This is a genomic window from Bacillus sp. 1021 (assembly GCF_014534735.1).
Taxonomy (GTDB): domain Bacteria; phylum Bacillota; class Bacilli; order Bacillales; family Bacillaceae; genus Bacillus; species Bacillus siamensis.
On record NZ_JACVSR010000004.1, the window covers coordinates 110,466 to 135,561 of the forward strand.

The 25,096-nt window shown below is 48.0% G+C and carries 24 protein-coding genes; 19 read left to right on the plus strand and 5 right to left on the minus strand.

Annotation, left to right across the window (positions count from 1 at the left end; all coding sequences use genetic code 11):
- Positions 1–3: 3 nt before the first annotated feature.
- Entirely contained in the window at positions 4–999 is a 996-nt protein-coding gene (locus ICW23_RS15085) for an LLM class flavin-dependent oxidoreductase (RefSeq protein ID WP_045926292.1), read from the minus strand.
- A gap of 275 nt (positions 1,000–1,274) precedes the next feature.
- On the opposite strand from ICW23_RS15085, the gene ICW23_RS15090 reads away from it, so the two are divergent.
- The 10 genes from ICW23_RS15090 (at position 1,275) to ICW23_RS15135 (ending at position 11,361) form a co-directional block, all read left to right on the plus strand.
- Positions 1,275–1,871 carry a TerD family protein gene (locus ICW23_RS15090; protein WP_003156649.1) on the plus strand — a complete coding sequence of 199 codons (597 nt, stop codon included), beginning with the start codon at positions 1,275–1,277 and terminating at the stop codon, positions 1,869–1,871.
- Positions 1,872–1,894: 23 nt separating this feature from the next.
- Positions 1,895–2,476: a TerD family protein gene (locus ICW23_RS15095; protein ID WP_016936834.1), complete on the plus strand. Its 582-nt coding sequence runs from the start codon at positions 1,895–1,897 to the stop codon at positions 2,474–2,476.
- A 32-nt stretch (positions 2,477–2,508) separates the two neighbouring features.
- Entirely contained in the window at positions 2,509–3,087 is a 579-nt protein-coding gene (locus tag ICW23_RS15100) for a TerD family protein (RefSeq protein WP_003156645.1), read from the plus strand.
- A gap of 38 nt (positions 3,088–3,125) precedes the next feature.
- On the plus strand, positions 3,126–3,899 hold the full coding sequence (locus ICW23_RS15105; protein WP_003156644.1) for a TerC family protein: 774 nt from the start codon (positions 3,126–3,128) through the stop codon (positions 3,897–3,899).
- Between the two features lie 73 nt (positions 3,900–3,972).
- Complete coding sequence (locus tag ICW23_RS15110; RefSeq protein ID WP_188154724.1) at positions 3,973–5,595, plus strand: YceG family protein; 1,623 nt, start codon at positions 3,973–3,975, stop codon at positions 5,593–5,595.
- A gap of 6 nt (positions 5,596–5,601) precedes the next feature.
- Positions 5,602–6,690, plus strand: a complete 1,089-nt coding sequence (locus tag ICW23_RS15115) for a toxic anion resistance protein (protein ID WP_064777966.1) — start codon at positions 5,602–5,604, stop codon at positions 6,688–6,690.
- A gap of 114 nt (positions 6,691–6,804) precedes the next feature.
- Positions 6,805–8,007, plus strand: coding sequence for an MFS transporter (locus ICW23_RS15120; protein ID WP_188154725.1), 1,203 nt, complete (start codon positions 6,805–6,807; stop codon positions 8,005–8,007).
- Positions 8,008–8,374: 367 nt separating this feature from the next.
- The gene (opuAA, locus tag ICW23_RS15125) at positions 8,375–9,631 is read left to right on the plus strand and encodes a glycine/proline betaine ABC transporter ATP-binding protein OpuAA (protein WP_188154726.1); all 1,257 of its coding nucleotides are present in this window, start codon (positions 8,375–8,377) and stop codon (positions 9,629–9,631) included.
- Positions 9,632–10,480 carry a glycine/proline betaine ABC transporter permease subunit OpuAB gene (gene opuAB / locus ICW23_RS15130; RefSeq protein ID WP_003156639.1) on the plus strand — a complete coding sequence of 283 codons (849 nt, stop codon included), beginning with the start codon at positions 9,632–9,634 and terminating at the stop codon, positions 10,478–10,480. It begins immediately after the preceding gene.
- Positions 10,480–11,361: a glycine betaine ABC transporter substrate-binding protein gene (locus ICW23_RS15135; RefSeq protein ID WP_016936829.1), complete on the plus strand. Its 882-nt coding sequence runs from the start codon at positions 10,480–10,482 to the stop codon at positions 11,359–11,361. The genes opuAB and ICW23_RS15135 overlap by 1 nt, the downstream gene beginning before the upstream one ends.
- A gap of 34 nt (positions 11,362–11,395) precedes the next feature.
- On the opposite strand, the gene ICW23_RS15140 is transcribed toward ICW23_RS15135, so the two are convergent.
- Positions 11,396–12,517 carry a M20 peptidase aminoacylase family protein gene (locus tag ICW23_RS15140; protein ID WP_047476153.1) on the minus strand — a complete coding sequence of 374 codons (1,122 nt, stop codon included), beginning with the start codon at positions 12,515–12,517 and terminating at the stop codon, positions 11,396–11,398.
- Between the two features lie 133 nt (positions 12,518–12,650).
- On the opposite strand from ICW23_RS15140, the gene ICW23_RS15145 reads away from it, so the two are divergent.
- The 4 genes from ICW23_RS15145 to ICW23_RS15160 all read left to right on the plus strand — a co-directional run bounded on the left by ICW23_RS15145 (position 12,651) and on the right by ICW23_RS15160 (position 18,052).
- Positions 12,651–14,084 (plus strand): YfcC family protein, encoded by a 1,434-nt coding sequence (locus ICW23_RS15145; RefSeq protein WP_188154727.1) that lies wholly within the window; start codon positions 12,651–12,653, stop codon positions 14,082–14,084.
- Positions 14,085–14,176: 92 nt separating this feature from the next.
- Positions 14,177–14,665 (plus strand): DUF6773 family protein, encoded by a 489-nt coding sequence (locus ICW23_RS15150; protein ID WP_016936826.1) that lies wholly within the window; start codon positions 14,177–14,179, stop codon positions 14,663–14,665.
- A gap of 215 nt (positions 14,666–14,880) precedes the next feature.
- Positions 14,881–16,860, plus strand: coding sequence for an alpha-amylase (gene amyE / locus ICW23_RS15155; protein WP_188154728.1), 1,980 nt, complete (start codon positions 14,881–14,883; stop codon positions 16,858–16,860).
- A 238-nt stretch (positions 16,861–17,098) separates the two neighbouring features.
- The gene (locus ICW23_RS15160) at positions 17,099–18,052 is read left to right on the plus strand and encodes an L-lactate dehydrogenase (RefSeq protein ID WP_016936824.1); all 954 of its coding nucleotides are present in this window, start codon (positions 17,099–17,101) and stop codon (positions 18,050–18,052) included.
- 41 nt (positions 18,053–18,093) lie between these two features.
- Here ICW23_RS15160 and ICW23_RS15165 read toward each other — a convergent pair whose 3' ends face one another.
- Entirely contained in the window at positions 18,094–19,626 is a 1,533-nt protein-coding gene (locus ICW23_RS15165; protein ID WP_016936823.1) for an MDR family MFS transporter, read from the minus strand.
- Positions 19,627–19,739: 113 nt separating this feature from the next.
- Between ICW23_RS15165 and ICW23_RS15170 the strand changes: the two genes are divergently transcribed.
- The 3 genes from ICW23_RS15170 (at position 19,740) to ICW23_RS15180 (ending at position 21,717) form a co-directional block, all read left to right on the plus strand.
- Positions 19,740–20,201: a MarR family transcriptional regulator gene (locus ICW23_RS15170; RefSeq protein WP_016936822.1), complete on the plus strand. Its 462-nt coding sequence runs from the start codon at positions 19,740–19,742 to the stop codon at positions 20,199–20,201.
- 63 nt (positions 20,202–20,264) lie between these two features.
- Positions 20,265–20,894: a LysE family translocator gene (locus ICW23_RS15175; protein ID WP_014469715.1), complete on the plus strand. Its 630-nt coding sequence runs from the start codon at positions 20,265–20,267 to the stop codon at positions 20,892–20,894.
- A 67-nt stretch (positions 20,895–20,961) separates the two neighbouring features.
- Positions 20,962–21,717 (plus strand): YqcI/YcgG family protein, encoded by a 756-nt coding sequence (locus ICW23_RS15180; protein WP_045926283.1) that lies wholly within the window; start codon positions 20,962–20,964, stop codon positions 21,715–21,717.
- On the opposite strand, the gene ICW23_RS15185 is transcribed toward ICW23_RS15180, so the two are convergent.
- Positions 21,712–23,040, minus strand: coding sequence for an amino acid permease (locus ICW23_RS15185; RefSeq protein WP_016936820.1), 1,329 nt, complete (start codon positions 23,038–23,040; stop codon positions 21,712–21,714). The two genes, ICW23_RS15180 and ICW23_RS15185, sit on opposite strands and share 6 nt — an antisense overlap.
- A gap of 123 nt (positions 23,041–23,163) precedes the next feature.
- Between ICW23_RS15185 and ICW23_RS15190 the strand changes: the two genes are divergently transcribed.
- A complete protein-coding gene (locus ICW23_RS15190) occupies positions 23,164–23,760 on the plus strand; it encodes a DUF1989 domain-containing protein (RefSeq protein WP_011996295.1) in 597 nt (198 codons plus the stop codon).
- A gap of 134 nt (positions 23,761–23,894) precedes the next feature.
- Positions 23,895–24,713, plus strand: a complete 819-nt coding sequence (gene nadE / locus ICW23_RS15195) for an ammonia-dependent NAD(+) synthetase (RefSeq protein WP_188154729.1) — start codon at positions 23,895–23,897, stop codon at positions 24,711–24,713.
- Between the two features lie 50 nt (positions 24,714–24,763).
- On the opposite strand, the gene ICW23_RS15200 is transcribed toward nadE, so the two are convergent.
- Entirely contained in the window at positions 24,764–25,048 is a 285-nt protein-coding gene (locus ICW23_RS15200) for an antimicrobial peptide LCI (protein WP_045926280.1), read from the minus strand.
- Between the last annotated feature and the right edge of the window lie 48 nt (positions 25,049–25,096).

Below are 25,096 nucleotides of genomic sequence, written 5' to 3' on the forward strand. Positions count from 1 at the left end.
TTTTTACAGAAATAAATCAGCGAGACGTTCATATGACTCTTTTTTTGCTTCGAAATCAAAGACGTTGCACAGCACCATCATCTCTTTTGTCTGATAACGTTCGGAAAGTTCAAGCAGACGGCGTTTGACTGCGGCGGGAGAGCCGATCACCATCCGCTTCCTGTTTTCTTCAATCTGCTTACGGTCCTCCGGCGAATACGGGTAAGCCTTTGCTTCTTCCACACTCGGCACGCGGCTGTCGGCACCTTTCCCGACACGAAGCAGCCATAAATCCTGGCTTAACGCGAGTTCTTCCGCTTTCTCATCCGTAGCCGCGCATATGACGAAAATGGCACAGAGCGAGGCGGGAGCGGAGAAATGGGCGGAGGCCCGGAAATGGTCCCGATAGATCTGAAAAGCTTTTTCCCCGCGTTCCGGATTAATGAAATGGCCGAAGACATAACCCGCACCCTGAAGAGCGGCGCGCCTGGCGCTGTTTTCCCCGAGGCCGAGCACCCAAAGCTGCGGGGCTGTTTCAATCAAAGGCGCTGTTTTTATTCCGGCATAAGCATGGTCCGAGGGGACGGAATCTGTCAAAAAGGATGACAGATCCTGAAGCTGCCTGTTGAACTCAGTCATGCTTTTCTTTACCCCGTCTGTGAGGGCGAGCCGGATTTTCGTCGTGCCGCCCGGTGAGCGTCCGACCCCCAGATCAATCCGGTTCGGATGGAGCGCCTCAAGCTGGCGGAATGTTTCCGCGACTTTATAGGGGCTGTACTGCGGCAGCAGAACGCCGCCTGAGCCGACCCGGATAGTCGTTGTGGCTGCGGCGGTATGAGCGATCATAATTTCCGGCGAAACGCTTGCGAGCCCTCTTGTGCCGTGATGCTCGGCAAACCAGTACCGCTTATAGCCCCATCCTTCGCTGAGGCGGGCGAGCTCCGCAGAATGGCGGAGCGTCTCGTGCGGCCCTTTTCCTTTGGATACTGGCGCCTGATCAAGTATGCTTAAATCAATCACTCGTCTGCCCCTTTCCTGACATGTTTTGATACAAGGATAGGAAAAATGTTCAGTCCCCGTCAATTTCTTTGTTTTTTCTATTCTCTCCGGAACGAAGGAGAATATAGGAAGTGATTTTTCGCCGATTTTCGTCAAAAATTCTTATGTTTTATGAAACTTTGATATAATAAAAGACGTATATCTTAATAAATACCGGGATTCATGTCCCGACATTTTGTGAAAATGCGCACTTGCGGCGTGCTTAGCGGCACCCTTACAGAATAGGAGTGAATCATATGGCGATCTCTTTACAAAAAGGCCAGCGGATTGATTTAACAAAAGGAAAAGCCGGCCTGTCAAAACTGCTGGTCGGACTCGGCTGGGACCCTGTATCATCCGGAGGCTTTTTCGGAAAACTGTTCGGCGGAGGCGGTGCCAATATCGACTGTGACGCTTCCGTACTGATGCTTGAAAATGATAAAATGACAGACAGTAAAAATGTCATCTATTTCGGCAATCTGAAAAGCCGATGCGGCGGTGTCGTACACACGGGTGACAACCTGACGGGAGAAGGCGACGGCGATGATGAACAAATTCTCATCGATTTGGCGAAAGTGCCCGCTCAGATTAATAAACTTGTGTTTGTCGTCAATATTTACGACTGCGTCAGACGAAAACAGGACTTCGGCATGATTCAAAACGCGTTCATCCGCGTCGTTGATCAGGCTAACCGAGAAGAACTGGTGACTTACAATTTAAGAGATAACTATTCAGGCAGAACGAGCCTGATCGCGGCTGAAATCTACCGCGAGGACGGCGAGTGGAAATTCGCTGCGGTAGGTGAAGGCACAAACGATACGAAAATCGGCGATATCGTTAACCGATACGCCTAAACGAAAAAAAGGAGAGTGCACACATGGCAATTTCATTGGCAAAAGGACAAAAAGTAGATTTGACTAAAACAAATCCGGGGCTTACTAAAGTCGTTGTCGGCCTTGGCTGGGATACAAACAAATACGACGGCGGACATGATTTTGATTTAGATTCCAGCGTCTTTCTATTAAATGAAGCAGGAAGATGCGCGTCGCCCGATGATTTCATTTTCTACAATCAGCTTGAAGGCGGAAACGGCTCTGTCGCACATTCAGGCGACAACCTGACAGGCCAGGGCGAGGGCGATGATGAAAGCGTAAGAGTCAACCTGAGCGCAGTGCCTGCCGCTATTGATAAAATTTCATTTGTCATCACGATTCATGAAGCGGAAGCGCGCGGCCAAAACTTCGGACAAGTTTCCAACGCGTTTGTACGCATTGTCAATGAAGAAACAAATGAAGAGCTGATTCGCTATGATCTGGCTGAAGATTTCTCAATTGAAACAGCCATTATCGCAGGGGAGCTTTACAGACATAACGGCGAATGGAAATTTTCCGCGATCGGATCAGGCTATCAAGGCGGACTGGCCCGTATTGCGACAGATTACGGTCTGCAAATCGGCTGAACCATATCAAACACAGAAGGGAGAGACGGCACATGGCTATTCAATTGGCGAAAGGACAGCGTGTTGATCTGACAAAAACGAACCCCGGCCTTACAAAAGCGGTGATCGGCTTAGGCTGGGATACGAACAAGTACTCCGGAGGGCATGACTTTGACCTTGACGCGTCGGCTTTTCTGGTCGATGCCCATGACAACTGTGTAAATGATCTTGATTTTGTTTTCTACAATAACCTGGAACACCCGAGCGGCGGCGTCATCCATACGGGAGACAACCGGACGGGCGAGGGCGAGGGAGACGATGAACAAATTATCGTCGACTTCTCAAAAATACCCGCAAATATTGAAAAGATCGGTATTACCGTCACGATTCATGATGCGGAAGCGCGCGGCCAAAATTTCGGACAAGTTTCCAACGCGTTTGTGCGCGTCGTCGATGAAAACAGCCAGAATGAACTGCTTCGTTTCGATTTAGGGGAAGACTTCTCGATTGAAACGGCGGTTGTCGTTTGTGAGCTTTACCGCCATGGGGCTGAGTGGAAATTTAACGCCATCGGCAGCGGGTTTTCCGGCGGTCTGGCATCACTTTGCCGGAATTACGGCTTGCAGGTGTAAGCAGGAAATTACCGTTTTACTAAATAGGAGGAAAAAACTTGGATTTTCTACATCATATTATGTCGACCTACGCTTCCTTTTTTGATTGGAAAATGTGGGGTGAGGTGCTGACTGACCCTGTATCATGGGGGCTGATCGGTTCTCTGGTTCTGCTGGAAGGGCTGCTGTCGGCCGACAATGCGTTAGTGCTTGCGGTTATGGTAAGGCATCTGCCGGAAAAACAGCGGAAGAAAGCATTAACGTACGGATTGTTCGGGGCATATATTTTCCGTTTTATCTTTATCGGAATCGGAATGCTGCTCATTAAGTTCTGGTGGATCAAAGTGCTTGGCGCGCTGTACCTGGCTTGGCTCGTCATTAAGCATTTCTGGATCGGAGAAGGTGATGACGATACGGAAGGCATGAAGAAAAATTCATGGATGGTCCGTACGTTCGGGATTTTCTGGGCCACTGTCGTTTCAGTGGAACTGATGGATCTTGCTTTCTCTGTGGACAGCATTTTGGCCGCGTTCGCGGTATCGGAAAAAGTGTGGGTGCTTTTGATCGGCGGTATGCTCGGTATTCTCATGATGCGTACAGTCGCAAAAGTATTCCTTGTTTTAATTGATAAAATCCCTGAGCTTGAAAACACAGCTTTCGTGCTGATCGGGATTATCGCCGTGAAAATGGCGGCGAGCGCTTTTGATTATGAAATGCCGCACGTGGTGTTCTTCGGAATCATCATCGCTGCGTTTGTGGTGACGTTTATCATCCACTATTTCAACAAACAAAAGCAGGTTCAGGAGCAGACGGCTGCATCTAAAGAAGAATAAAACCAAAAAAGGAGGGAGAGTTGATTTCCTTCCTTTTTTGTACCGATTATCATGAAGAGAAAGGAGGAAGATCATGAGGCAGGAAGAATTGGTGATCCGAAAAGCCGAGCCGGAAAACGATGACTGGGAAACGTTTTTGATGCAGCCGCTTCCGGAACGCCCCGGTTACGAGCGGCAAAACGGGCTGGCGTTTACCCGTCTAGCCGTCCGGATTCTAGGCACTCCTTATGATGAGACGGAGTACTACAATAAGCTTTTCGAGCTGTCTTCTCATGAAAACATTCATGTGTTGAGCGAGACACTGGATAAGACCATCGCGCCGGAAACGTTTCAGGCGCTGCAGCACATTCATTCGGTCAATCAAAAGGAAAAAGGCCTTTCTGTTTCCAGATTTGTCGCGTTTCTCGACGGGGGCAGGCTGCTTGCCAAACATGCTGATCCGCATATGCACCGCCGGCTGAGAACGGCTTTTATGACGCTTTTGGAAACTTTTGCGGACCGGCATGAAAACGGGCTGAATCATCCCGATTTCAGGCGGGTGCTTTTAGATGTGTCAAAGTTTTCGCTGAACCACCTGAATCCATGGCTCGAACAAGCCGATATAGAGCGTGAGATGCCGAAGGTGGTGTGGTATGGAGACGCTACCAAAAGCCAGCTCTATTTTCTCTATTATCTTATGCTGATCGGCTGTGATGTCCTATTGTTTCATCCGTCAGCGGAAGATCCGTTCAGCATGATTGATCCGGATGAGGAGCTCAGTCTTGTGATAAAGCTCCCCGCAACAGGCGGCCTTCAGCCTTTTCCGAAAGAAAAGCCGGACAGAACGTCCACGACGGCCTACCGGTCAACGAAAGAAATTGAGCATGTGCTGAACCATGAGGAATCCATGATGTATAAGCCTTGGCAGTTCAGGGAGCACACCCCGCAGTCCGTAACCTTAAAAACGACGTATGATGAGTTATTTCTCATTGCGAAGGAGCGGGCGTTTATCCGGCCGCAATTTAAAGCGGACAGGGAGCGGGTGGCCGTTCCGAACCTTTTTGCGAAGGTGATGGGGGTTTCCAAAGATACGAAGGAATATTGGAACAGACTCCATACCGCCGCGGACTACCAGGAGACACATATGATCCGCAGTTTTCCGTTTACGGAAGAGCTGAAAGCCAACTACCAGTATCACTATAGTCAGGTTTTGAACGAAGAAGGAGCGATTGACGCGGACAGGCTGAAAAGGAGCAACATCTGGCAGTACAAGCATCTGCCTTCAGGTGTGCAGAGCGCGATCGCCAATGTGATTTCTGACATGTGCAGAAACCCCGGACTGAAGGCTTTGCCCGGGGAGCAGGCAAGGGATGCCGCTATCTATTTGTTCCGCCAGGCGACGAACCTGCCCGCCTCGCTGCTGCAATTGATTCAGACATTTGATTACGCCCAAACCGTTCCGAAACTCGTTTTATATCATACCGAACAAAATGGCGAACTCACACGTTCGGACGCAGCCGCTCTTTTGTTTTTAAATAAATTCGGCGTTGATATCATCTTGTATAATCCGCCGGGGCATCAAGACATCGAGCATTATATAGAAGAAAGCCAATTCGATGTCCATTGGCTGGAGGACATGGTGTTTCGGCAGGAATATAAAGAGCCGTCACTCGTAAGAAAGCTGTTTAGAACCATTACGCAAAAGCAGGGAGAGTAAATAAACATGACAGAAAATCAAAATCCGCTTGTTCTTGATAAAAATGAAGAGATTTCTGAACAAAAAGCAGATGACATCAGAGTGCAGCTGCGCCAAGACCCTGAGGTGCAGCGCATTGCGCAGCAGATTGACGTGAAAAACCAAATGGAACTGCTGGAGTACGGAAAAGAACCGGCAGTTGAGATCTCGAAGTTTTCCGACCGCATCTTAAATATGATGAAAACAACAAGTGTCACAGATTCAGGCACAATGCTGACGCAACTCGGGAAAATCATGGACCGTTTCGACAAAAATGATTTCGATGAACCAAAAGGATTCCTCGCTAAAATGTTCAAACGCGGCAACAGCATGATTGAAAAGATTTTTCAGAAGTACCGCACTCTGGGCGGAGAAATTGAAAAAATCCATGTTGAAATTTCGAAATACAAAGATGAAATGGCAAAGACGAACCATACACTTGAAGAGATGTACGAAAACAACATTAACTACTACATGGAGCTTGAAAAATATGTCGTTGCCGGGCAGATGAAGCTTGAGGAAATGCAGGCGCTCATTCCTTCTTATGAAGAAAAAGCGGCCGGCGGGAACCAGCTTGCGCAAATGCAGCTCGATACGCTGCGCGACGGGCTTCAAGCGCTTGAGGAACGTGTGTATGATTTAGATATGGCGCGGATGGTGGCGCTGCAAACGGCACCGCAGATCCGCCTCCTTCAGCGCGGGAACACGAAGCTCATCGGGAAAATCAATTCCGCATTCGTCATTACGATTCCGATTTTCAAAAACGGCATCATTCAGGCTGTCACCGTCAAACGCCAAAAGCTTGTGGCTGATTCAATGAGCGAACTGGACCGACGCACGAATGAAATGCTGAAGCGCAACGCTGAAAATATTTCAAACCAAAGCGTGGAGATCGCCCGTATGGCAGGCCGTCCGAGCATTGACATTGAGACGATCGAAACGTCTTGGAATACGATTGTCAGCGGTATGCAGGAAACAAAACAGATCGAGGAAGAGAACAGACGTATCAGAGAAGACGGAGCGAAACGGATTCAACAGCTCCAGGATAATATTAAAAACGCAGTCTTAAAGAATTAATCTGCACCCCGCTTGCTTACGGCAAGCGGGATTTTTTTGTGAAAAAGATAATGACAATGTGTAAAGACAGATGTAAACTTATACGGTAATCATTTTCGATTTGAGGTGCTGCTTATGAACAAACAACCTGCCGTTACTCCGCGCAAACTTCTGGCTATCGCCGGAATGGGCTGGCTGTTTGATGCAATGGATGTCGGAATTTTATCGTTTATTATCGCCGCGCTTCACGCTGATTGGAATTTAACGCCTGATCAAATGAAATGGATCGGAAGCGTCAATTCCATCGGTATGGCAGCGGGCGCCTTTGTATTCGGAATGCTGGCTGACAGGATCGGCCGGAAAAAAGTGTTTATGATCACGCTGTTGCTCTTTTCTGTCGGAAGCGGCATATCCGCTTTCGCAACGGGATTGACGGTTTTTCTCATATTGCGTTTTCTGATCGGAATGGGGCTTGGCGGGGAGCTGCCTGTCGCCTCGACGCTCGTGTCAGAAGCGTCCGCCCCTGAAAAGCGGGGGAGGATCATCGTGCTGCTTGAGAGCTTTTGGGCGGCGGGCTGGCTTCTTGCGGCGGTTATTTCTTACTTTGTCATACCGGCATTCGGGTGGCAGGCCGCGCTGCTCTTAACGGCGCTGGCGGCGTTTTATGCGCTGTATTTGCGGAGAAGCCTTCCGGAATCACCGACGCATCAGGCTTTATCGCAGAAAAAAAGTATACGCGGCCAGGCGGGAAGTGTCTGGGCGAAACCGTATATCCGGCCGACGGTGATGCTGTCTGTCGTTTGGTTCTGCGTCGTCTTTTCCTATTACGGCATGTTTTTGTGGCTGCCGAGCGTGATGCTGATGAAAGGCTTCAGCATGATTGAGAGCTTTGAATACGTGCTGCTGATGACACTTGCTCAGCTTCCGGGCTATTTTTCCGCTGCATGGCTGATCGAAAAAGCGGGGCGGAAGACCATCTTAGTCATCTATTTGCTCGGAACGGCGGGCAGCGCTTATTTCTTCGGTGCCGCAGATTCATTGGTTATGTTATTGGCGGCCGGCATGCTGCTGTCCTTCTTCAATCTCGGCGCGTGGGGCGTGCTTTACGCCTATACACCGGAGCAGTATCCTGCGGCGATCCGTGCGACCGGCTCCGGGACAACGGCGGCCGTCGGCAGAATCGGCGGTATTTTCGGCCCGCTTCTCGTCGGATCTCTTGCAGCCCGGAACGTTTCGTTTACAGCTATTTTTGCCGTCTTTTGTGCGGCCATTCTGATTGCCGTCATCACCATTCTTATTCTCGGTAAAGAAACGAAACAGACTGAGCTTGCGCAATGAGCACCCTTTTGGGGTGCTTTTTTTTTGGAGACCTATATTTTTCCTTGATATTCCTTATTTTTAGGATGAGGAAACTCCTTTAACTAGGACAATGTCGCAAAGAAATTCTTGTAATTGTAAAAAAAGGATAGGAAATCAGTTTGCAGCAGATTCGATGGAAACGTTCTCAAGCCTGATAAAAGCCCGGTTTCCTTTGTAATTTATCCTCATTAAGGAGGATTAGAGAGTATTTAGAAGCATACCAGAGGAAAATCAGACACATGGATGTTTTTAAAGTAATGATACAAAATAACAGGGATTATGATGTTTGTTTGACTTATTACAAACGTGTTACGGTATTAAGGATTGCTTATTATGGAGGGAAAATATGAGTGTAGATGAGAAACCAATTAAGATAAAAGTCGAAAATGTATCTAAGGTTTTCGGAAAACAGACAAAAAAAGCCATTCAGATGCTGTCCAACGGAAAAAACAAAAAAGAGATCCTGAAAGCGACCGGATCAACCGTTGGTGTCAATCAAGCAAACTTTGATGTTTATGATGGGGAGATATTTGTCATCATGGGTCTATCGGGGAGCGGTAAATCAACTTTAGTTCGGCTGTTAAACCGGCTTATTGAACCGACTGCCGGGAATATCTATATTGATGGTGACATGATAACAAATATGTCAAAAGACCAGCTCCGGGAAGTGCGCCGGAAAAAAATCAGCATGGTCTTTCAAAAATTTGCGCTGTTTCCGCACAGAACGATTCTTGAAAATACGGAATACGGTTTGGAGCTTCAAGGCGTTGACAAGAAAGAGCGTGAGCAAAAAGCGCTTGATTCGCTTAAGCTTGTCGGTCTTGAAGGCTTTGAACACCAATTCCCCGATCAGCTCAGCGGAGGAATGCAGCAGCGTGTCGGCCTTGCCCGCGCATTAACGAATGATCCTGACATTCTTCTGATGGATGAAGCTTTCAGTGCGCTTGATCCGCTGATCCGTAAAGATATGCAGGATGAGCTTTTAGACCTTCATGACTCTGTCGGCAAAACGATCATCTTCATCACGCATGACCTTGATGAAGCATTGCGCATCGGCGACAGAATCGTGCTGATGAAAGACGGAAATATCGTTCAGATCGGGACACCTGAAGAAATTCTGATGAGCCCGTCCAATGAATACGTTGAAAAATTCGTTGAAGATGTAGATTTATCAAAAGTTCTGACAGCGGGCCATATCATGAAGCGCGCTGAAACTGTGCGGATTGACAAAGGGCCTCGTGTAGCGCTGCAGCTGATGAAGAACTTGGGTATTTCTTCTATTTACGCCGTTGATAAACAGAAACAGCTTCTCGGCGTCATTCATGCGGCGGATGCGAAAAAAGCGGTGGAATCCGACTTATCGCTTCAGGATATTTTAAATACTGAATTTACGACTGTGCACGAAAGCACCTACTTGACGGAAATTTTCGATGTCGTGTCTGATGCGAATATTCCGATCGCCGTCACGGACGATAAGGACCGCATGAAAGGCATTGTCGTAAAAGGTGCATTAATCGGCGCGCTTTCAGGCAATAACGATTATATAAATGTTGAAGATTCTGCTGAACAAGCTCAGGATTCTTCTGTTCAGGGGGTGAAGTAAATGGACAGATTGCCTAGAATTCCGTTAGCAGATATCGTTGACCGGTTTGTTGACTGGCTTACCATGACGTTCGGAGGTTTCTTTGACGGAATCTCAAACGGTTTGGCCGCTTTCGTAAACGCGATTGTGAGCGGATTGGGTTTCATCCCGTCTATTTTATTGACTGTTATTTTTGCAGCTCTCGCTTGGTGGATCAGTACGAGAGGAATTGCACTCTTTACGTTAATCGGATTCCTTGTTATTGATTATTTGGGTTATTGGTCGCCGATGCTGCAAACGCTGGCGCTTGTCGTCACATCTGTTTTGATTTCCATTATTATCGGGGTTCCGATCGGCATATGGGCGTCTCAGAAAGAAACGGTCCGCCGCATTGTCACACCGATTCTGGATTTAATGCAGACCATGCCGGCTTTCGTATACCTGCTGCCTGCCATTTTCTTCTTTAATATCGGGGTTGTGCCAGGCGTTGTGGCATCTGTTATTTTCGCGATGCCTCCGACGATCCGCATGACGGTTCTCGGTATTAAACAAGTTCCGGCTGATCTGATTGAAGCGACGGAAGCATTCGGTTCAACGACGTCTCAGCGTCTGTTCAAGGTACAGCTTCCGCTTGCCACCAAAACCATTCTTGCCGGTATTAACCAAAGCATCATGCTTGCTTTGTCAATGGTCGTTATCGCGGCCATGGTCGGAGCGCCGGGTCTCGGTTCTGAAGTATACAGCGCCGTGACACAATTGAAAACCGGTGTCGGAGTGGAAGCGGGTATCGCGATCGTCATCGTAGCGATTACACTCGACCGTATCACGCAAAACATTAAAGTGAAGAAAAAGAGCAGGGGGAATGCCTGATGCTTAAGAAAATCATCGGTGTCGGCGTTACCGCTGCGCTGGCTCTTTCTTTGGCTGCCTGCGGTTCGCAGACTGATGGTCAGGCAACGGCTGCGGATCAGGTGAACAAAACCATTATCGGTATTGATCCGGGCTCGGGAATCATGGCCCTGACGGATGAGGCCGTTAACGATTACGGATTGAAAGACTGGAATGTCGTCACAGCATCAAGCGCCGCCATGACGGCGACATTGAAAAAATCATATGACCGGAAAAAGCCGATCATCGTAACGGGCTGGACGCCGCACTGGATGTTTTCCAGATATAAGCTGAAGTTCCTCGATGATCCGAAAAAGACGTACGGAACTGCCGAGCAGATTCATACGATTACAAGAACCGGCTTCAGTAAGGAACAGCCTAACGCGGCCAAGGTTCTCAGCCAGTTCAACTGGACGCAGGACGATATGGGAGAAGTCATGATTGCCGTTGAAGAAGGCGAAAAGCCGGCCAAAGCCGCTGCTGAATATGTGAAAAAACATAAAGATCAAGTAGCTCAATGGACAAAAGGCGCTCATAAAGTAAAAGGTGATAAAATCAACCTGGCTTATGTGGCGTGGGACAGTGAAATCGCAAGTACGAACGTGATCGGAAAAGTATTTCAAGACCTCGGCTATGACGTGAAGCTGACGCAAGTGGAGGCAGGCCCGATGTGGACTGCGATTGCGACAGGCAGCGCGGATGCGTCACTGTCTGCTTGGCTTCCGAACACTCATAAAGCATATGCGTCTAAATATAAAGGCAAATATGAAGATGTGGGAACGAGTCTGACAGGCGTCAAGATGGGTCTGGTCGTTCCTCAGTATATGAAAAACGTCAATTCAATTGAAGATTTGAAGAAATAACGAAGAAAAGCAGCCCTGTAACGGGCTGCTTTTTTTATGCTTCAAACGATGCGAGGACGGCGGCTGTTAATATCTCAACACCTGTAAAGATGGCGCTTCGGTCAAATGTCATATGAGGATGGTGAAGCCCCGGCTGAAGTCCGCACCCGAGGCCGAGCATCGTCGTTTTCAAGTTCGGCACCTTCAGTCCGTAGAAATGAAAATCCTCTCCTCCGGTTGTCACGAGAGGCTCATCCACATGTTCTTCTCCGAGAATGCTGCTTATCGCAGACGCCATGATGGCTTCCGCTTCTTTGTTTCGCTCGGCTGCCGGGAGGCTGTGTTCTTTTTGCAGTTCGATTTTTGCGCCGAATGCGGCAGCCGCCGCCTCGCAGGCTCTTTCGGTTTCGGCGGTTAATTTCTCCATGGCGGCATTGGTTTGCGCGCGGAGATCAAGGCTGAAGGAGGCTTTTCCCGGGATGATATTGGAACTCTCTCCGCCTGCCTGAAGCTTTGTCATCTTCACCGAATGCGGAATGCCGGGATCGAGATGAATGAAGCTGAGTTTCTGCACGAGAAGGGCGGCGATTTCAATACTGTTAAGCCCGAGATGCGGTCTCGCGCCGTGGGCTTCTTCTCCGATAATCAGGCCTTCAATATGCTGGCTTGAGCCATGCAGAATGGAGGGGGCGCATCGGCCGTTTGCCGTTTCCTGTACGGGGCGTACGTGCACGCCGTATAAGTAGTCAACATCATCAAGCACGCCTTTTTCAATCATTTTCAGCGCCCCGCCGCCTTTTTCTTCTGCCGGCTGAAAAATAAAGCGGATGGTTCCCTTCGGAAGCTTCGGCTGACTCTTTAAAAGCATCATCGTGCCGAGCGCCATCGTCATATGTGAATCATGTCCGCATGAATGGTTCGCCTGAAAAACACCGTCCACTTCCTGCCACAGCGCGTCAATATCCGCCCGGACAGCCACAACGGGGGAGCCTTCTCCGATTTCGCCGACAACTCCGGTACAATCATCAAACGTGCGGGTCCGGCAGCCGGACGCTTTCAGTTTTTCAGCCAGATATTCAGTCGTTTGATATTCTTTCCAGCTTACTTCGGGATGGGCGTGCAGGTGGTTAAAAATATCCATAATGACTTGTTTGTCATGCTCTGTGAGTCTGTTCATGCCGTAAGTCCTCCTTCAAAAGCTGTCTGTTTTTTATTTTTGATATTGAAAACAGGCAATCGGTCTGTATATAATATAGCACATATCTGTATTTTCTGAATAGTTTATAAATTTAAAGCGGGATGGTGATGTTATGGCTGTGCCGAAGACCGAACCTGTATTGAAAAAGAAAAAAATATTTGTCATGCCCGATGCTTATGTGCTGCTGTTCATTGTCGCTTTACTTTGCGCGATAGCGTCGTACATCGTTCCCGCTGGAGAATTCGACAGGGTGACAAAGGGCAGTGTGACGTCTGCCGTCCCTGGAAGTTATCATTCTCTGGATCAGTCCCCGGTCAGCCCGATCGCCTTTTTTACGGCGATTCAGGAAGGGATGACAAGTTCCGCACCGATTATCTTTCTGATCCTGTTTACGGGCGGCACCATTGCGATTTTAGAGAAAACGGGCGCCATCAATGGATTGATTAATAACGTGATCAGTACGTTCCGCACAAAACAGCTGCTGTTTATTGCGATTGTCGGATCTCTATTTTCGATTCTCGGCACAACCGGCATCGTCGTCAATTCCGTGATCGGTTTTATTCCGATCGGCCTGATCGTCGCCCGTTCGCTGAAATGGGATGCCGTGGCCGGAGCAGCCGTCATTTATATCGGCTGTTATGCGGGGTTTAACGCGACGATTCTATCACCTTCACCGCTCGGGTTATCACAAAGCATCGCGGAGCTGCCGATGTTTTCCGGCATCGGCCTGAGGATTGCCGTCTACATTTGTTTTCTACTATCATCTATTTTATATATTTATCGGTATACGAGAAGACTCAGAAAAGCAAAGGACGCCAGTCTGCTGGGGAACGATTGGTTTCCGGCGGCAGGCTCAATCCGGCAGGTTTCTGATCAGGAGGACAAGCATGTCCCGTTTACTGTCCGCCATAAGCTGATTCTGGCTGTTGCGGCTTTGTCGCTTGCCGGCTTTTTGTACGGTGCGCTAACCCTTGGCTGGTCTGATTCAGAAATGGCCGCCGTGTTCATTTTCATCTCGATCGTCTCCGGACTGACTGCGGGGATGGCGGCAAATGATATCGCAAAAACGTTTATCACAGGCTGCCAGGGTCTCGTTTACGGCGCGCTGATCGTCGGAATGGCGAGAAGCATTTCCGTTATCCTGGAACACGGAAAGCTGCTTGATACGGTAGTCAATGGACTTGCGTCACTGCTCCACGGTTTCAGCCCGATGGCAGGCGCAATCGGAATGTATATTTCCAGTGCTCTGCTTCATTTTCTGATTTCATCAGGATCGGGGGAGGCGGTTGTATTTATACCGATTTTGGCTCCGCTTGCCGATCTGATGGGCATCACGAGACAGGTGGCGGTTGAAGCGGTCATGCTCGGAGAAGGCGTTGTAAACTGTGTCAATCCGACATCGGGCGTATTGATGGCCGTGCTGGCCGCAAGCGGTATTCCGTACGTAAAGTGGCTGCGCTTTATGATTCCGCTGGCGCTGATCTGGTTTGTGATCGGCCTGGTGTTTATCTGCATAGGCGTTTTGATCAAATGGGGTCCCTATTAAACGTTTTTGTCAATGATATTTCGGTTTATCATTATGAATCGGCAAGATATAATGGGAGTTGTAAGCCATTCTTAAAAGTACGGGAGGAAGTCATGAATCAGCATCGGAACCGACTTTCAAACGTGAATGGAAAGAGTGAGAGTGTGAAAGAGAAAGAACGAATGATTTGGTCAGAAGTCGGAATGCTTGTGGGCACATTGTCTTTGCTTGATATCATTGTACGCGGGCTTGTCCTGAACTGTCCGTTTAGGGAATGGGCCGGAAGCTTGGCGGTTTTCTTCATTATAATTGTTTATTATTGTATCAGAGCAGGAGCGGCGGGAATGCTCATGCCGAGAATAGACACCAAGGAAGAACTGCGAAAACGAGTGAAGCAGCAGCGGATCGATTCAATTGCGGTTGCTTTTGCGGCAGCTGCGCTTACGATGTACGACAGGGGGCTGCCCCATACATTCTTTGCTTGGCTGAAAATGATCTTTCTTTTTATCGTCTGCGGAGGCGTTCTGTTTTTGCTTCGGTATGTCATTGTGAAGCTGTCTTACAGAAGAGCGATAAAAGAAGTGAAAAAGAAATCATCTTGATAGGTGGTTTCTTTTTTTGTTGATCTGATAGGAATATAGATTTGATTTCACTCTGACACGTTGCTTTGATAGAGAGTGTGTGATAAGTTGAAATGAAAGCGTTAACAAAATTCTCCAGTCTTCACAACATTCGAAAGGAGGAAGCTGAAGAAAGGGTAAGAGGAATTTTTGACTCCGCAGTCAGTCTTCAAAAAATCAAATAAGGAGTGTCAAAAATGTTTGAAAAACGATTCAAAACCTCTTTACTGCCGTTATTCGCCGGATTTTTATTGCTGTTTCATTTGGTTTTGTCAGGGCCTGCGGCTGCAAACGCTGAAACCGCTGACAAATCAAATGAGGTGACCGCATCTTCAGTCAAAAGCGGAACCATCCTTCATGCCTGGAATTGGTCATTCAATACGTTAACACAAAATATGAAAGATATTCGTGATGCAGGCTATGCAGCCATTCAGACGTCTCCGATTAACCAAGTAAAGGAAGGGAACCAAGGAGATAAGAGCATGAGGAATTGGTACTGGCTGTATCAGCCGACATCGTACCAAATCGGCAACCGTTACTTAGGAACTGAACAAGAATTTAAGGACATGTGCGCAGCCGCAGAAAAATATGGCGTAAAAGTCATTGTCGATGCGGTCATCAATCATACGACCAGTGATTATGGCGCGATTTCTGACGAGATTAAGCGTATTCCAAACTGGACCCATGGAAACACACAAATTAAAAATTGGTCGGACAGATGGGATGTCACTCAAAATTCACTATTGGGGCTGTATGATTGGAATACTCAAAATACTGAGGTGCAAACCTATCTGAAACGCTTCTTGGAAAGAGCATTGAATGACGGAGCGGACGGATTCCGCTATGATGCCGCCAAGCATATAGAGCTTCCGGATGACGGGAATTACGGCAGCCGATTTTGGCCGAATATCACAAATACAGCGGCGGAATTCCAATACGGAGAAATCCTGCAAGACAGCGCGTCCAGAGATACTGCTTATGCGAATTATATGAACGTGACCGCTTCAAATTATGGGCATTCCATCAGGTCCGCCTTGAAGAACCGCAATCTGAGTGTGTCGAATATTTCCCATTATGCATCTGATGTGTCTGCGGACAAGTTGGTCACATGGGTGGAATCACATGATACGTATGCCAATGATGAGGAAGAGTCTACATGGATGAGCGATGACGATATCCGTTTAGGCTGGGCAGTGATCGGTTCCCGCTCAGGAAGTACACCTCTTTTCTTTTCCAGACCTGAGGGCGGAGGAAATGGTGTAAGATTTCCCGGAAAAAGTCAAATAGGCGATCGCGGGAGTGCCTTATTTAAAGATCAGGCGATCACTGCGGTCAATCAATTTCACAACGAAATGGCCGGGCAGCCTGAGGAACTCTCAAATCCGAATGGCAACAATCAAATCTTTATGAATCAGCGCGGCTCAAAAGGCGTTGTGCTGGCAAATGCAGGATCGTCTGCCGTTGCCGTCAATACGTCAACGAAATTACCTGACGGCAGGTATGATAATAGAGCCGGCACCGGTTCATTTCAAGTAACGAACGGCAAACTGACAGGCACGATCAATGCCAGATCCGCGGCTGTTCTTTATCCTGACGATATCGGAAATGCGCCTCATGTCTTCCTTGAGAATTATCAAACGGGAGCAGTCCATTCTTTCAACGATCAGCTGACGGTCACCCTGCGTGCAAATGCGAAAACAACAAAAGCCGTTTATCAGATCAATAATGGGCAGCAGACGGGGTTTAAGGACGGAGACCGATTAACGATCGGAAAAGGAGATCCAATCGGCACGGCATACAACCTCAAGTTAACCGGAACGAACAGCGAGGGTGCAGCAAGAACCCAAGAATACATGTTTATCAAAAAAGACCCGTCTCAAACCAACATCATTGGCTATCAAAATCCGGACCATTGGGGCCAGGTAAATGCTTATATCTATAAACATGATGGAGGCAGGGCCATAGAATTAACCGGATCGTGGCCAGGGAAAGCCATGACTAAGAATGCAGATGGAATTTACACGCTGACGCTGCCTGAGAATGCGGATACGGCCAACGCCAAAGTGATTTTTAACAATGGCAGCGCCCAAGTGCCCGGACAAAACCAGCCCGGCTTTGATTATGTAAAGAATGGTTTGTATAACAATTCTGGTTTGAATGGCTATCTTCGGCATTAATGAATAGAGAAATCAGGATTTCTCAGAATGCCTGACTAAGCGCCGCCTTCAATGATTTAATCAAGCTGAAAAGATGACAGAATCCTAAAACCCAACCGTTTTAGGATTCTGTCAAAAATCTGGGGGTTTTCAAGACAAAACTTTTCTCTTGCAAAAGTTTGTGAAATAGTGCACAATATAAATGTGAAATACTTCACAATAAAAACAGACACCACGAAACACTGGAGGATAAGCATACATGATGAACGAACGAGTGAACAAAGTAGCATTAATCGGAGCAGGTTTTGTTGGAAGCAGTTATGCATTTGCGTTAATTAACCAAGGGATCACAGATGAGCTTGTGATCATTGATGTAAATAGAGAAAAAGCCATGGGAGATGTCATGGATTTAAATCACGGAAAGGCATTTGCGCCTCATCCGGTGAAAACGTCTTACGGAACGTATGAAGATTGCAAGGATGCCGATATCGTGTGCATCTGTGCCGGAGCCAACCAAAAGCCGGGCGAAACGAGACTTGAGCTGGTCGAAAAAAATCTCGCCATTTTCAAAGGCATTGTCGGTGAAGTCATGGCAAGCGGATTTGACGGCATCTTCCTCGTTGCCACAAACCCGGTCGACATTCTCACTTATGCGACATGGAAATTCAGCGGTCTGCCGAAAGAACGCGTCATTGGCAGCGGCACGACACTGGATTCTGCGAGATTCCGTTATATGCTGAGTGAATATTTCGGAGCCGCTCCGCAAAACGTACACGCCCACATTATCGGCGAGCACGGCGATACCGAGCTTCCTGTATGGAGTCACGCCAATATTGGCGGAGTGCCGGTGCAGCAATTGCTGGAGAAAAATGCAGCTTACAAACAGGACGAGCTGGATCAGATCGTGGACGATGTGAAAAACGCCGCCTATCATATTATTGAGAAAAAAGGCGCGACATATTACGGAGTGGCGATGAGCCTCGCCCGCATCACAAAAGCGATTTTGCGTAATGAAAACAGTATTTTAACCGTCAGCACATATCTGGACGGGCAATACGGTGTAAACGACGTCTTTATCGGCATTCCGGCCGTCGTCAATCGGAACGGCATCGCCGGTGTGACGGAACTTGAACTGAACGAAACAGAACAGCGTCAATTCAGTCATAGCGCAAACGTGCTCAAAGACATTCTCGCTCCGCATTTCGCGGAGTAAACAAAAAAGCAGTACATGGCAAATGCCATGTACTGCTTTTTTTAATTCGCTTTTTTCGCCATTTCCTGAGAGGTTTTCACTCTCGCTTTTCCCATAAACAAAATGGTGATGGCTGCGATGACGATCGGCGCCAGAGCAAGCGTGAATACATACGTGATGCTCTGCGACATTGCGTCAATAATTTGATCCAGAATGTGCGGCGGAATATGAGCGCGCGTGCCGGCCTGGAAAATGTCCTGAGGATTTCCGATGTTCTGCATCGCGCCGCCCGCTCCTTTCATGCCGCTGAATGAATCGGTCAGCTTGTTGGTAAACACATTCGTCTGGATGGTTCCGAAAATCGTCACACCGAGCGTCATGCCGAATGATCTCAAAAACGAGTTTGTTGAGTTGGCGCTCCCGCGGTAGCGCGGCTCGAGATCGTTCATGGACGCGGCCGGCAGCAGTGAGAAGTTGAAGCCGACGCCGAATCCTGAGATCAGCATGAATACCGTCAGCATCGTGCGCGCCGTATCCGGAGTCATATTGGAAAGCAGCAGCATTCCGATAAAGAAAGCGACCACGGAGATCAGCATCAAATTACGGAACCGTACTTTCGTCTGGAAAATTCCGCCGATCATACTTCCGATAACAGAACCGATCATCATCGGCGTCAAAATAAAGCCCGCGCTTGTCGCGGTGCTGCCGTACACAGCCTGAACGAAAATCGGGATAAATACCGCTAAAATCACAAATGTGGCTCCGTAAAGGAAAGCAAGAATCTGTGCCGTAGCAAATAAACGGTTTTTAAACATCCAAAAAGAAATAATCGGTTCTTCCGCTTTTCTTTCTACAATGAAAAAGGCGATAAAGAACACGGCGAACACAGCGAACAGACCGATGATCTGAACGGAGTCCCAATCATACGTTTTTCCGCCGAGCTCAAGAGCGAACATCAGACCGACAATGGAAACCACCAGCGTAATCGCGCCGGCCCAGTCGATTTTCTGTTTCTTGTGCTCAAGTGATTCTTTATAATAACGAAGAATGAAAAATAACGACAGGATGCCGATCGGCACGTTGATGTAAAATACCCAGTGCCAGCTGATGGAGTCGGTAATAAGCGCGCCTAAAAGCGGCCCGAGAACGCTGGACAGGCCGAAAACGGCGCCGAACATCCCTGACATTTTTCCGCGTTTTTCAGGCGGAAATAAATCAAAAATGATGGTGAAAGCGATCGGCATCAGCGCGCCTCCGCCGATTCCCTGAATAACGCGGTAAATAATGAGCTGGTCCATTGTTTGGGCGATTCCGCATAATGCCGATCCGATTAAGAAAAGAATGAGACCGAATAAAAAGAAACGTTTCCGCCCGTACATATCGGACAGTTTGCCGTAAATCGGCATACCGGCCATTACGGCTACCATGTATGATGCCGTCACCCATGCGAACTTATCGAAACTTCCGAGGTCCGCCACGATATTTCCCATCGCGGTGGCAACGATTGTATTGTCCATAGCCGACATTAAAATGCCCAGCAAAAGGCCGATGACGACAAACTTCGTCGAGGCGTCCTTCGCGGCTGTTTGTTCCATGATTTTTCCTCCTATACTTACTTTTGATCATCAAATTTGCTATGATCATAATAGATTTGCCGAAAATTATCTTGATCGTCAAGATAAATTGATTTTATAGGGAGGCCTGTCAGTTGTCAACAAGAAATACCAGAAGCGAGACGGAGGAAACCGCGATACAGTTATTCCGGAAGATGGCCACAAGGACGATCCTGTTTCATCAGGCGGCCGCTCAATCTCTCGGTCTGTTTCCGACCGATTTGAAATCAGCTGATATTTTAAATGAAGCAGGCCCGATGACCGCGGGGGAGCTTGGGAAAAAAACCGGCCTCAGCACAGGTTCGGTAACGGCGCTCATTGACCGGCTCGAAAAAGCGGGATATGTCATGAGGAAAAAAGATCCTGAAGATAAACGGCGGGTGATCATTGTGCCGCTGACAGCCGGAAAAGCGAACGTGAAACAATTGTTCAGCTCCTTATCCCAGTCCACCATCAGCCTTTGCCGGCAATATAAAGAAGAAGAACTGCACCTGATATTCGATTTTCTCAAAAAAGTGACGGACATAATGGAAGACGAGCTTGAGAAATTAAAATAATATATCATAGCCCGGCCCATTCATGAATAATTTGTACAAGTTGCATGAATGAGGGGGAAGCCAATGAACATCTTTTTAAGCTACATCGTTCTCGGGCTGTCATTGTCAGCACCTGTCGGCCCGGTCAATGCGGCGCAAATTGACAAAGGCATCAAGAACGGCTTTTGGCATGCATGGATTTTCGGTCTTGGCGCCATGGCGGCAGACGGGCTGTATATGATTCTGATCTATTTCGGGCTGTCTCAATTTTTGACGGCGCCTTTCGTGAAAACGTTTTTGTGGCTTTTCGGTTTTTTCGTGCTGACCTACACGGGCGTCGAAACGTTAAAAAATATAAGGGAAGCCATGAACGTCAGAAGCGGAAAAGGAAAACCGGCTTTTTACAAAACATTCGGTGCGGGATTTTTTATTTCTCTTTCCAATCCGCTGAGCATTTTATTCTGGCTCGGCATATACGGCAGCATTCTCGCCAAAACCGCTGAATCCTTCGATGCGAACCAGCTTTTGATTTACAGCTCCGGCATTCTTCTCGGCATTTTGATCTGGGATTTCTGCATGGCGATTGCCGCAAGCACTTTCAGAAATCTTCTCCACGAAAAAGCGCTTCGCTGGCTGACGGGAGCGGCAGGTGTGTCTTTGATCGTTTTTGGTTTTTATTTCGGATGGCAGGGGATTCAAATGCTCATCTCATAAATAGAAGGACTGTCACCCATCGCCTATCCCCATCATAACGTATCATGACGATACTGGAGGTGGGGCGATGGCCAGCGGGCTGTACACAAAAAGTTGCCTTGAGGAAAAGTTATTGGATCTGCCAAATTGGCAGAGAATCGCTTTTGAGCTTCTATCAGAAAAAGTAGGCGATGAAGCGGATACGTTTCCGTGCATACCCGGACGTCAGGGATTTCTGACAGATCAGCTTCGGATATCCTTTGCGGGTGATCCCCGCGAGCAGGGGACCCCGGAGGAAGTGGGGCTGCTGCTGTCCGAATACGGAAAAATCTCAAGGGAAACCGGAAGATACGCGTCGCTGCTTGTGATTTTTGATACGCCTGAGGATTTAGCTGAGCATTATTCCATTGAGGCGTATGAAGAGCTGTTCTGGTCTTTTTTAAACCGGCTGAGCGGCTGCGACCCGAAAGACTGGCCGGAAGATATGCCGGAAGATCCTGAACATTATAAATGGGAGTTCTGCTTTGACGGCGAGCCGTATTTTATTCTGTGCGCAACGCCTGCGCATGAAGCGAGACAAAGCAGAAGCTTCCCGTTTTTTATGCTGGCGTTTCAGCCGAGATGGGTTTTCGAAGGGTTAAATGATTCAACCGCGTTCGGACGCAATATGAGCCGGCTGATCAGAAAACGTTTGGAGGCATACGACGAAGCCCCTCTTCATCCCCAATTGGGGTGGTACGGAGGAAAAGATAATTTAGAATGGAAGCAATATTTCCTCCGTGATGATGAGACGCAAGTGTCAAAATGTCCTTTTTCCTATTTGAAAAGATTGTTTAAGCTATGATCCGGCAGGGCTGTGTCCCTGCTTTTTTTGTACGATCCATGTCACGATCGCAATGACGGCGAGAAAACAAAGGCTGACCAGAAAACCGGGCCGGCTCGATTTCTCAAACAGCGTCCCGGAGACGGCGGCCGCAATCAGCACCAGGGCGATAAAAATCTGTGCCGTTCCCACTTTTGTCGGTTCGATCAGTTTCTTGCCTGAGAACAAAATGAACACCCATGTATACAGAAGCATCAGGCCTGCCGCGGTGGTCATGTGTTCATATATATTTTTCGGCAGCACCAAAGACAGGATGATGGAGACGATGAGTCCGGCGAATGTCAATCCGAGCGCAGGCCAGCAGATTTTTTTATTTTCCTTCAATCTGAAGCATTTCGGCGCATCTCCGTCATCAGCCATCGTACAAAGCAATGTCGTCACGGCAAACAGCGAGGCGACGAGCGTAGAAAACCCCGCAATAATAAAAATCCCGTTAAAAATATCAAGAATGATATCTAAATGAAAGCCTTTCAGAGATGTAATAAACGGGCTGTCCTGTTCGGTGAATTTACCCAGCGGCACTAACAATAACGCCAGGCCGAGAGAAATGACGTAAATCACCGCAAGAACGATAAGCATCAGTCTGCCTGATTTTGAGGCTTCCTCCGGCTTTTTCAAATGTACGGTCATCAGCCCCAAGACTTCAATTCCCCCGAAAGCGTAAAACGCATAAATCAGCCCCGTCCACAAACCCATCGCTCCGTGCGGGAACAAATCCTTTGAGTCATTCGGCACCTGAACATCCGGTTTATGAGAAAATATACCGCACAGCGCCAAAATGGCGATGACGATAAACATAAAAATGGCCGCCGTCTTGACAACAGCGAGCACATTCTCCGTTTTTTGAAAAACGGACAGCCCCGTAAAAATAATTAAAAGACCGAGCACCGCATAGATGGAGGCGAGGATCCACAGCGGCATATTCGGAAACCAATGCTTCGTAAACAGCGAGATGGCTGTCAGCTGGCTTCCCGTAATCAGCATTTCAGACGACCAGTACACCCAGCCGTTGCTGAAACCGGCCCAAGAGCCGAAAGCCTTTCTCGCATAAGCGCAAAAAGACCCCTTTTCGGGCTGCTTAGCCGAAAGCTTCGCGAGCTGCTCAAAGACAAAATAGGTGCCGAGCCCGGCAATAAGAAATGAGATCAGCGCGGAATATCCGCTTTTAACAATAGCAATACTGGACCCGAGAAAAAAGCCCGTCCCGATCGTGCAGCCGACGCCGATTAAAGAGAGCTGCCACCAAGCGAGATTTCCTTTAGGCTGGTCCTGTGATTTACCCATGTAATTCAACCCCTTTATCAAAGCTTAGATTGCGGCCGGCAGAACGGGAATATACATCCAATAAATTGCTTTACATGAAACAAACGGCCGGAGTTCATAATAGAAGAAAAAAGGAGCAGTCTGATGACACAGCAATTTATCGTACCGCCGAAAAAAGGGCTCGGCCTGAAGGTTCACAAAGGGCAGATTATAAAAGTAGTCGATGTGGAAGGGCAGCAGGTGGCTGATTTTACGGCATATCATGCCAAGGACTTCTATGAGCATCTTGATCAGGGCGCGACGATTGATGCCAATCAGTCCATTCATGTGAAAACGGGCGATCATATTTATTCAAATTTATATAAGCCGATGCTGACGCTGATTGAAGATACTGTCGGCAAGCATGACCTGCTGCTTCCAGCCTGCCGCCCGGATATGAACAGGCTTTTATACGGAAAGCATAAAGATGAGCTCCAGGATACGTGCTATGACAATATGAGCGGGGCGCTTGAACCATTCGGGGTGCCGCGGCCGCATATGCATTACCCGTTTGCCATCTTTATGAATACGGTGCTTGATGAGAAGGGGAACTTGTCAGTCGAAACGCCTCTGTCTGACGCGGGTGATTACGTACGGCTCCGTGCGGAAATGGATCTCGTCGTCGCGTTTTCATCCTGCCCGATCGAAAAAGGAAAATGCAACGGAGACAGCATTACGGCGCTGCGGGTGGAAATCAGCTGATCCCGGTGTATTTGATTCACTTAAAAACTGCACCTGTGCTATATTTAACAGAGAGTCGTACATAGTGGCATGATTCATTTTCAGCATGAACGGGAAATGAATCATAAAGAAACAATGCAGGAGGAGTGATTGGGATGAGCATCCAGAAACAAATTATGAATGATCTCCATGTAAAACCCTCAATTGATCCGAAACAAGAAATTGAGGACAGAGTGAACTTTCTGAAACAATATTTGAAAAAAACAGGTGCCAAAGGCTTTGTGCTCGGCATCAGCGGGGGGCAGGACTCCACGCTTGCGGGACGCCTCGCCCAATTGGCGGCTGAAAGCATCAGAGAGGAAGGCGGAGACGCGGAGTTTATCGCCGTCCGTCTTCCGCACGGCGCACAGCAGGATGAGGATGACGCCCAATTGGCACTCAAATTCATTAAGCCTGATAAATCATGGACGTTTGATATTAAGTCCGCTGTCAGCGCGTTCGCCGATCAGTACAAAAAAGAAACGGGCGATCAGCTGACTGATTTTAACAAAGGAAATGTAAAAGCCAGAATGAGAATGATCGCGCAATATGCCATCGGCGGACAAGAGGGGCTGCTTGTCATCGGTACCGACCATGCGGCTGAAGCGGTGACCGGTTTCTTCACGAAATACGGTGACGGCGGAGCTGACCTGCTGCCGCTGACCGGATTAACGAAACGACAGGGCAGACGTTTATTAGAAGAGCTCGGCGCACCGGAACGTCTGTATTTGAAATTACCGACGGCTGATCTGCTCGATGAAAAGCCGCAGCAGACGGACGAGACAGAGCTCGGCATCACATACAATGACATTGATGATTATTTAGAAGGCAAGAACGTCTCTTCCGAAGTGATTGAGGCGCTGGAAAAACGCTATCTCAGTACGGAACATAAGCGTCAGGTGCCGGCATCAATGTTTGATGATTGGTGGAAATAGAAATAAAAAAACCTCCCTTTTGAAAGGGAGGTTTTTTGTTTATCTCATTTTTATTTATCTACACTTTCATAAATCCCTACCCAATATCCCTTACTGCTGTCATAGTATTTGCTTTTGAAAATCCACTTTGTTCCGTTTAAAACGAAAGAAGCAGCGAAATTGCCGTCAGGGCTTTGAACGAGTTTGATAGCATTAATGCCGGCATCTGCTTTTGTTGAGATTGGGCTATTTTCCACGGATGACGATGCTGTTGGTGATGAGGCAAAGGCAGGAGCGGCAGACATCAGTAAGGCAAGAGACAGCGCAGAACCGGTTAACACTTTTTTGAATTTCATTTCGAACACTCCCTTTTCAAAAGAAATGTATTACAGTGTTAATAATTA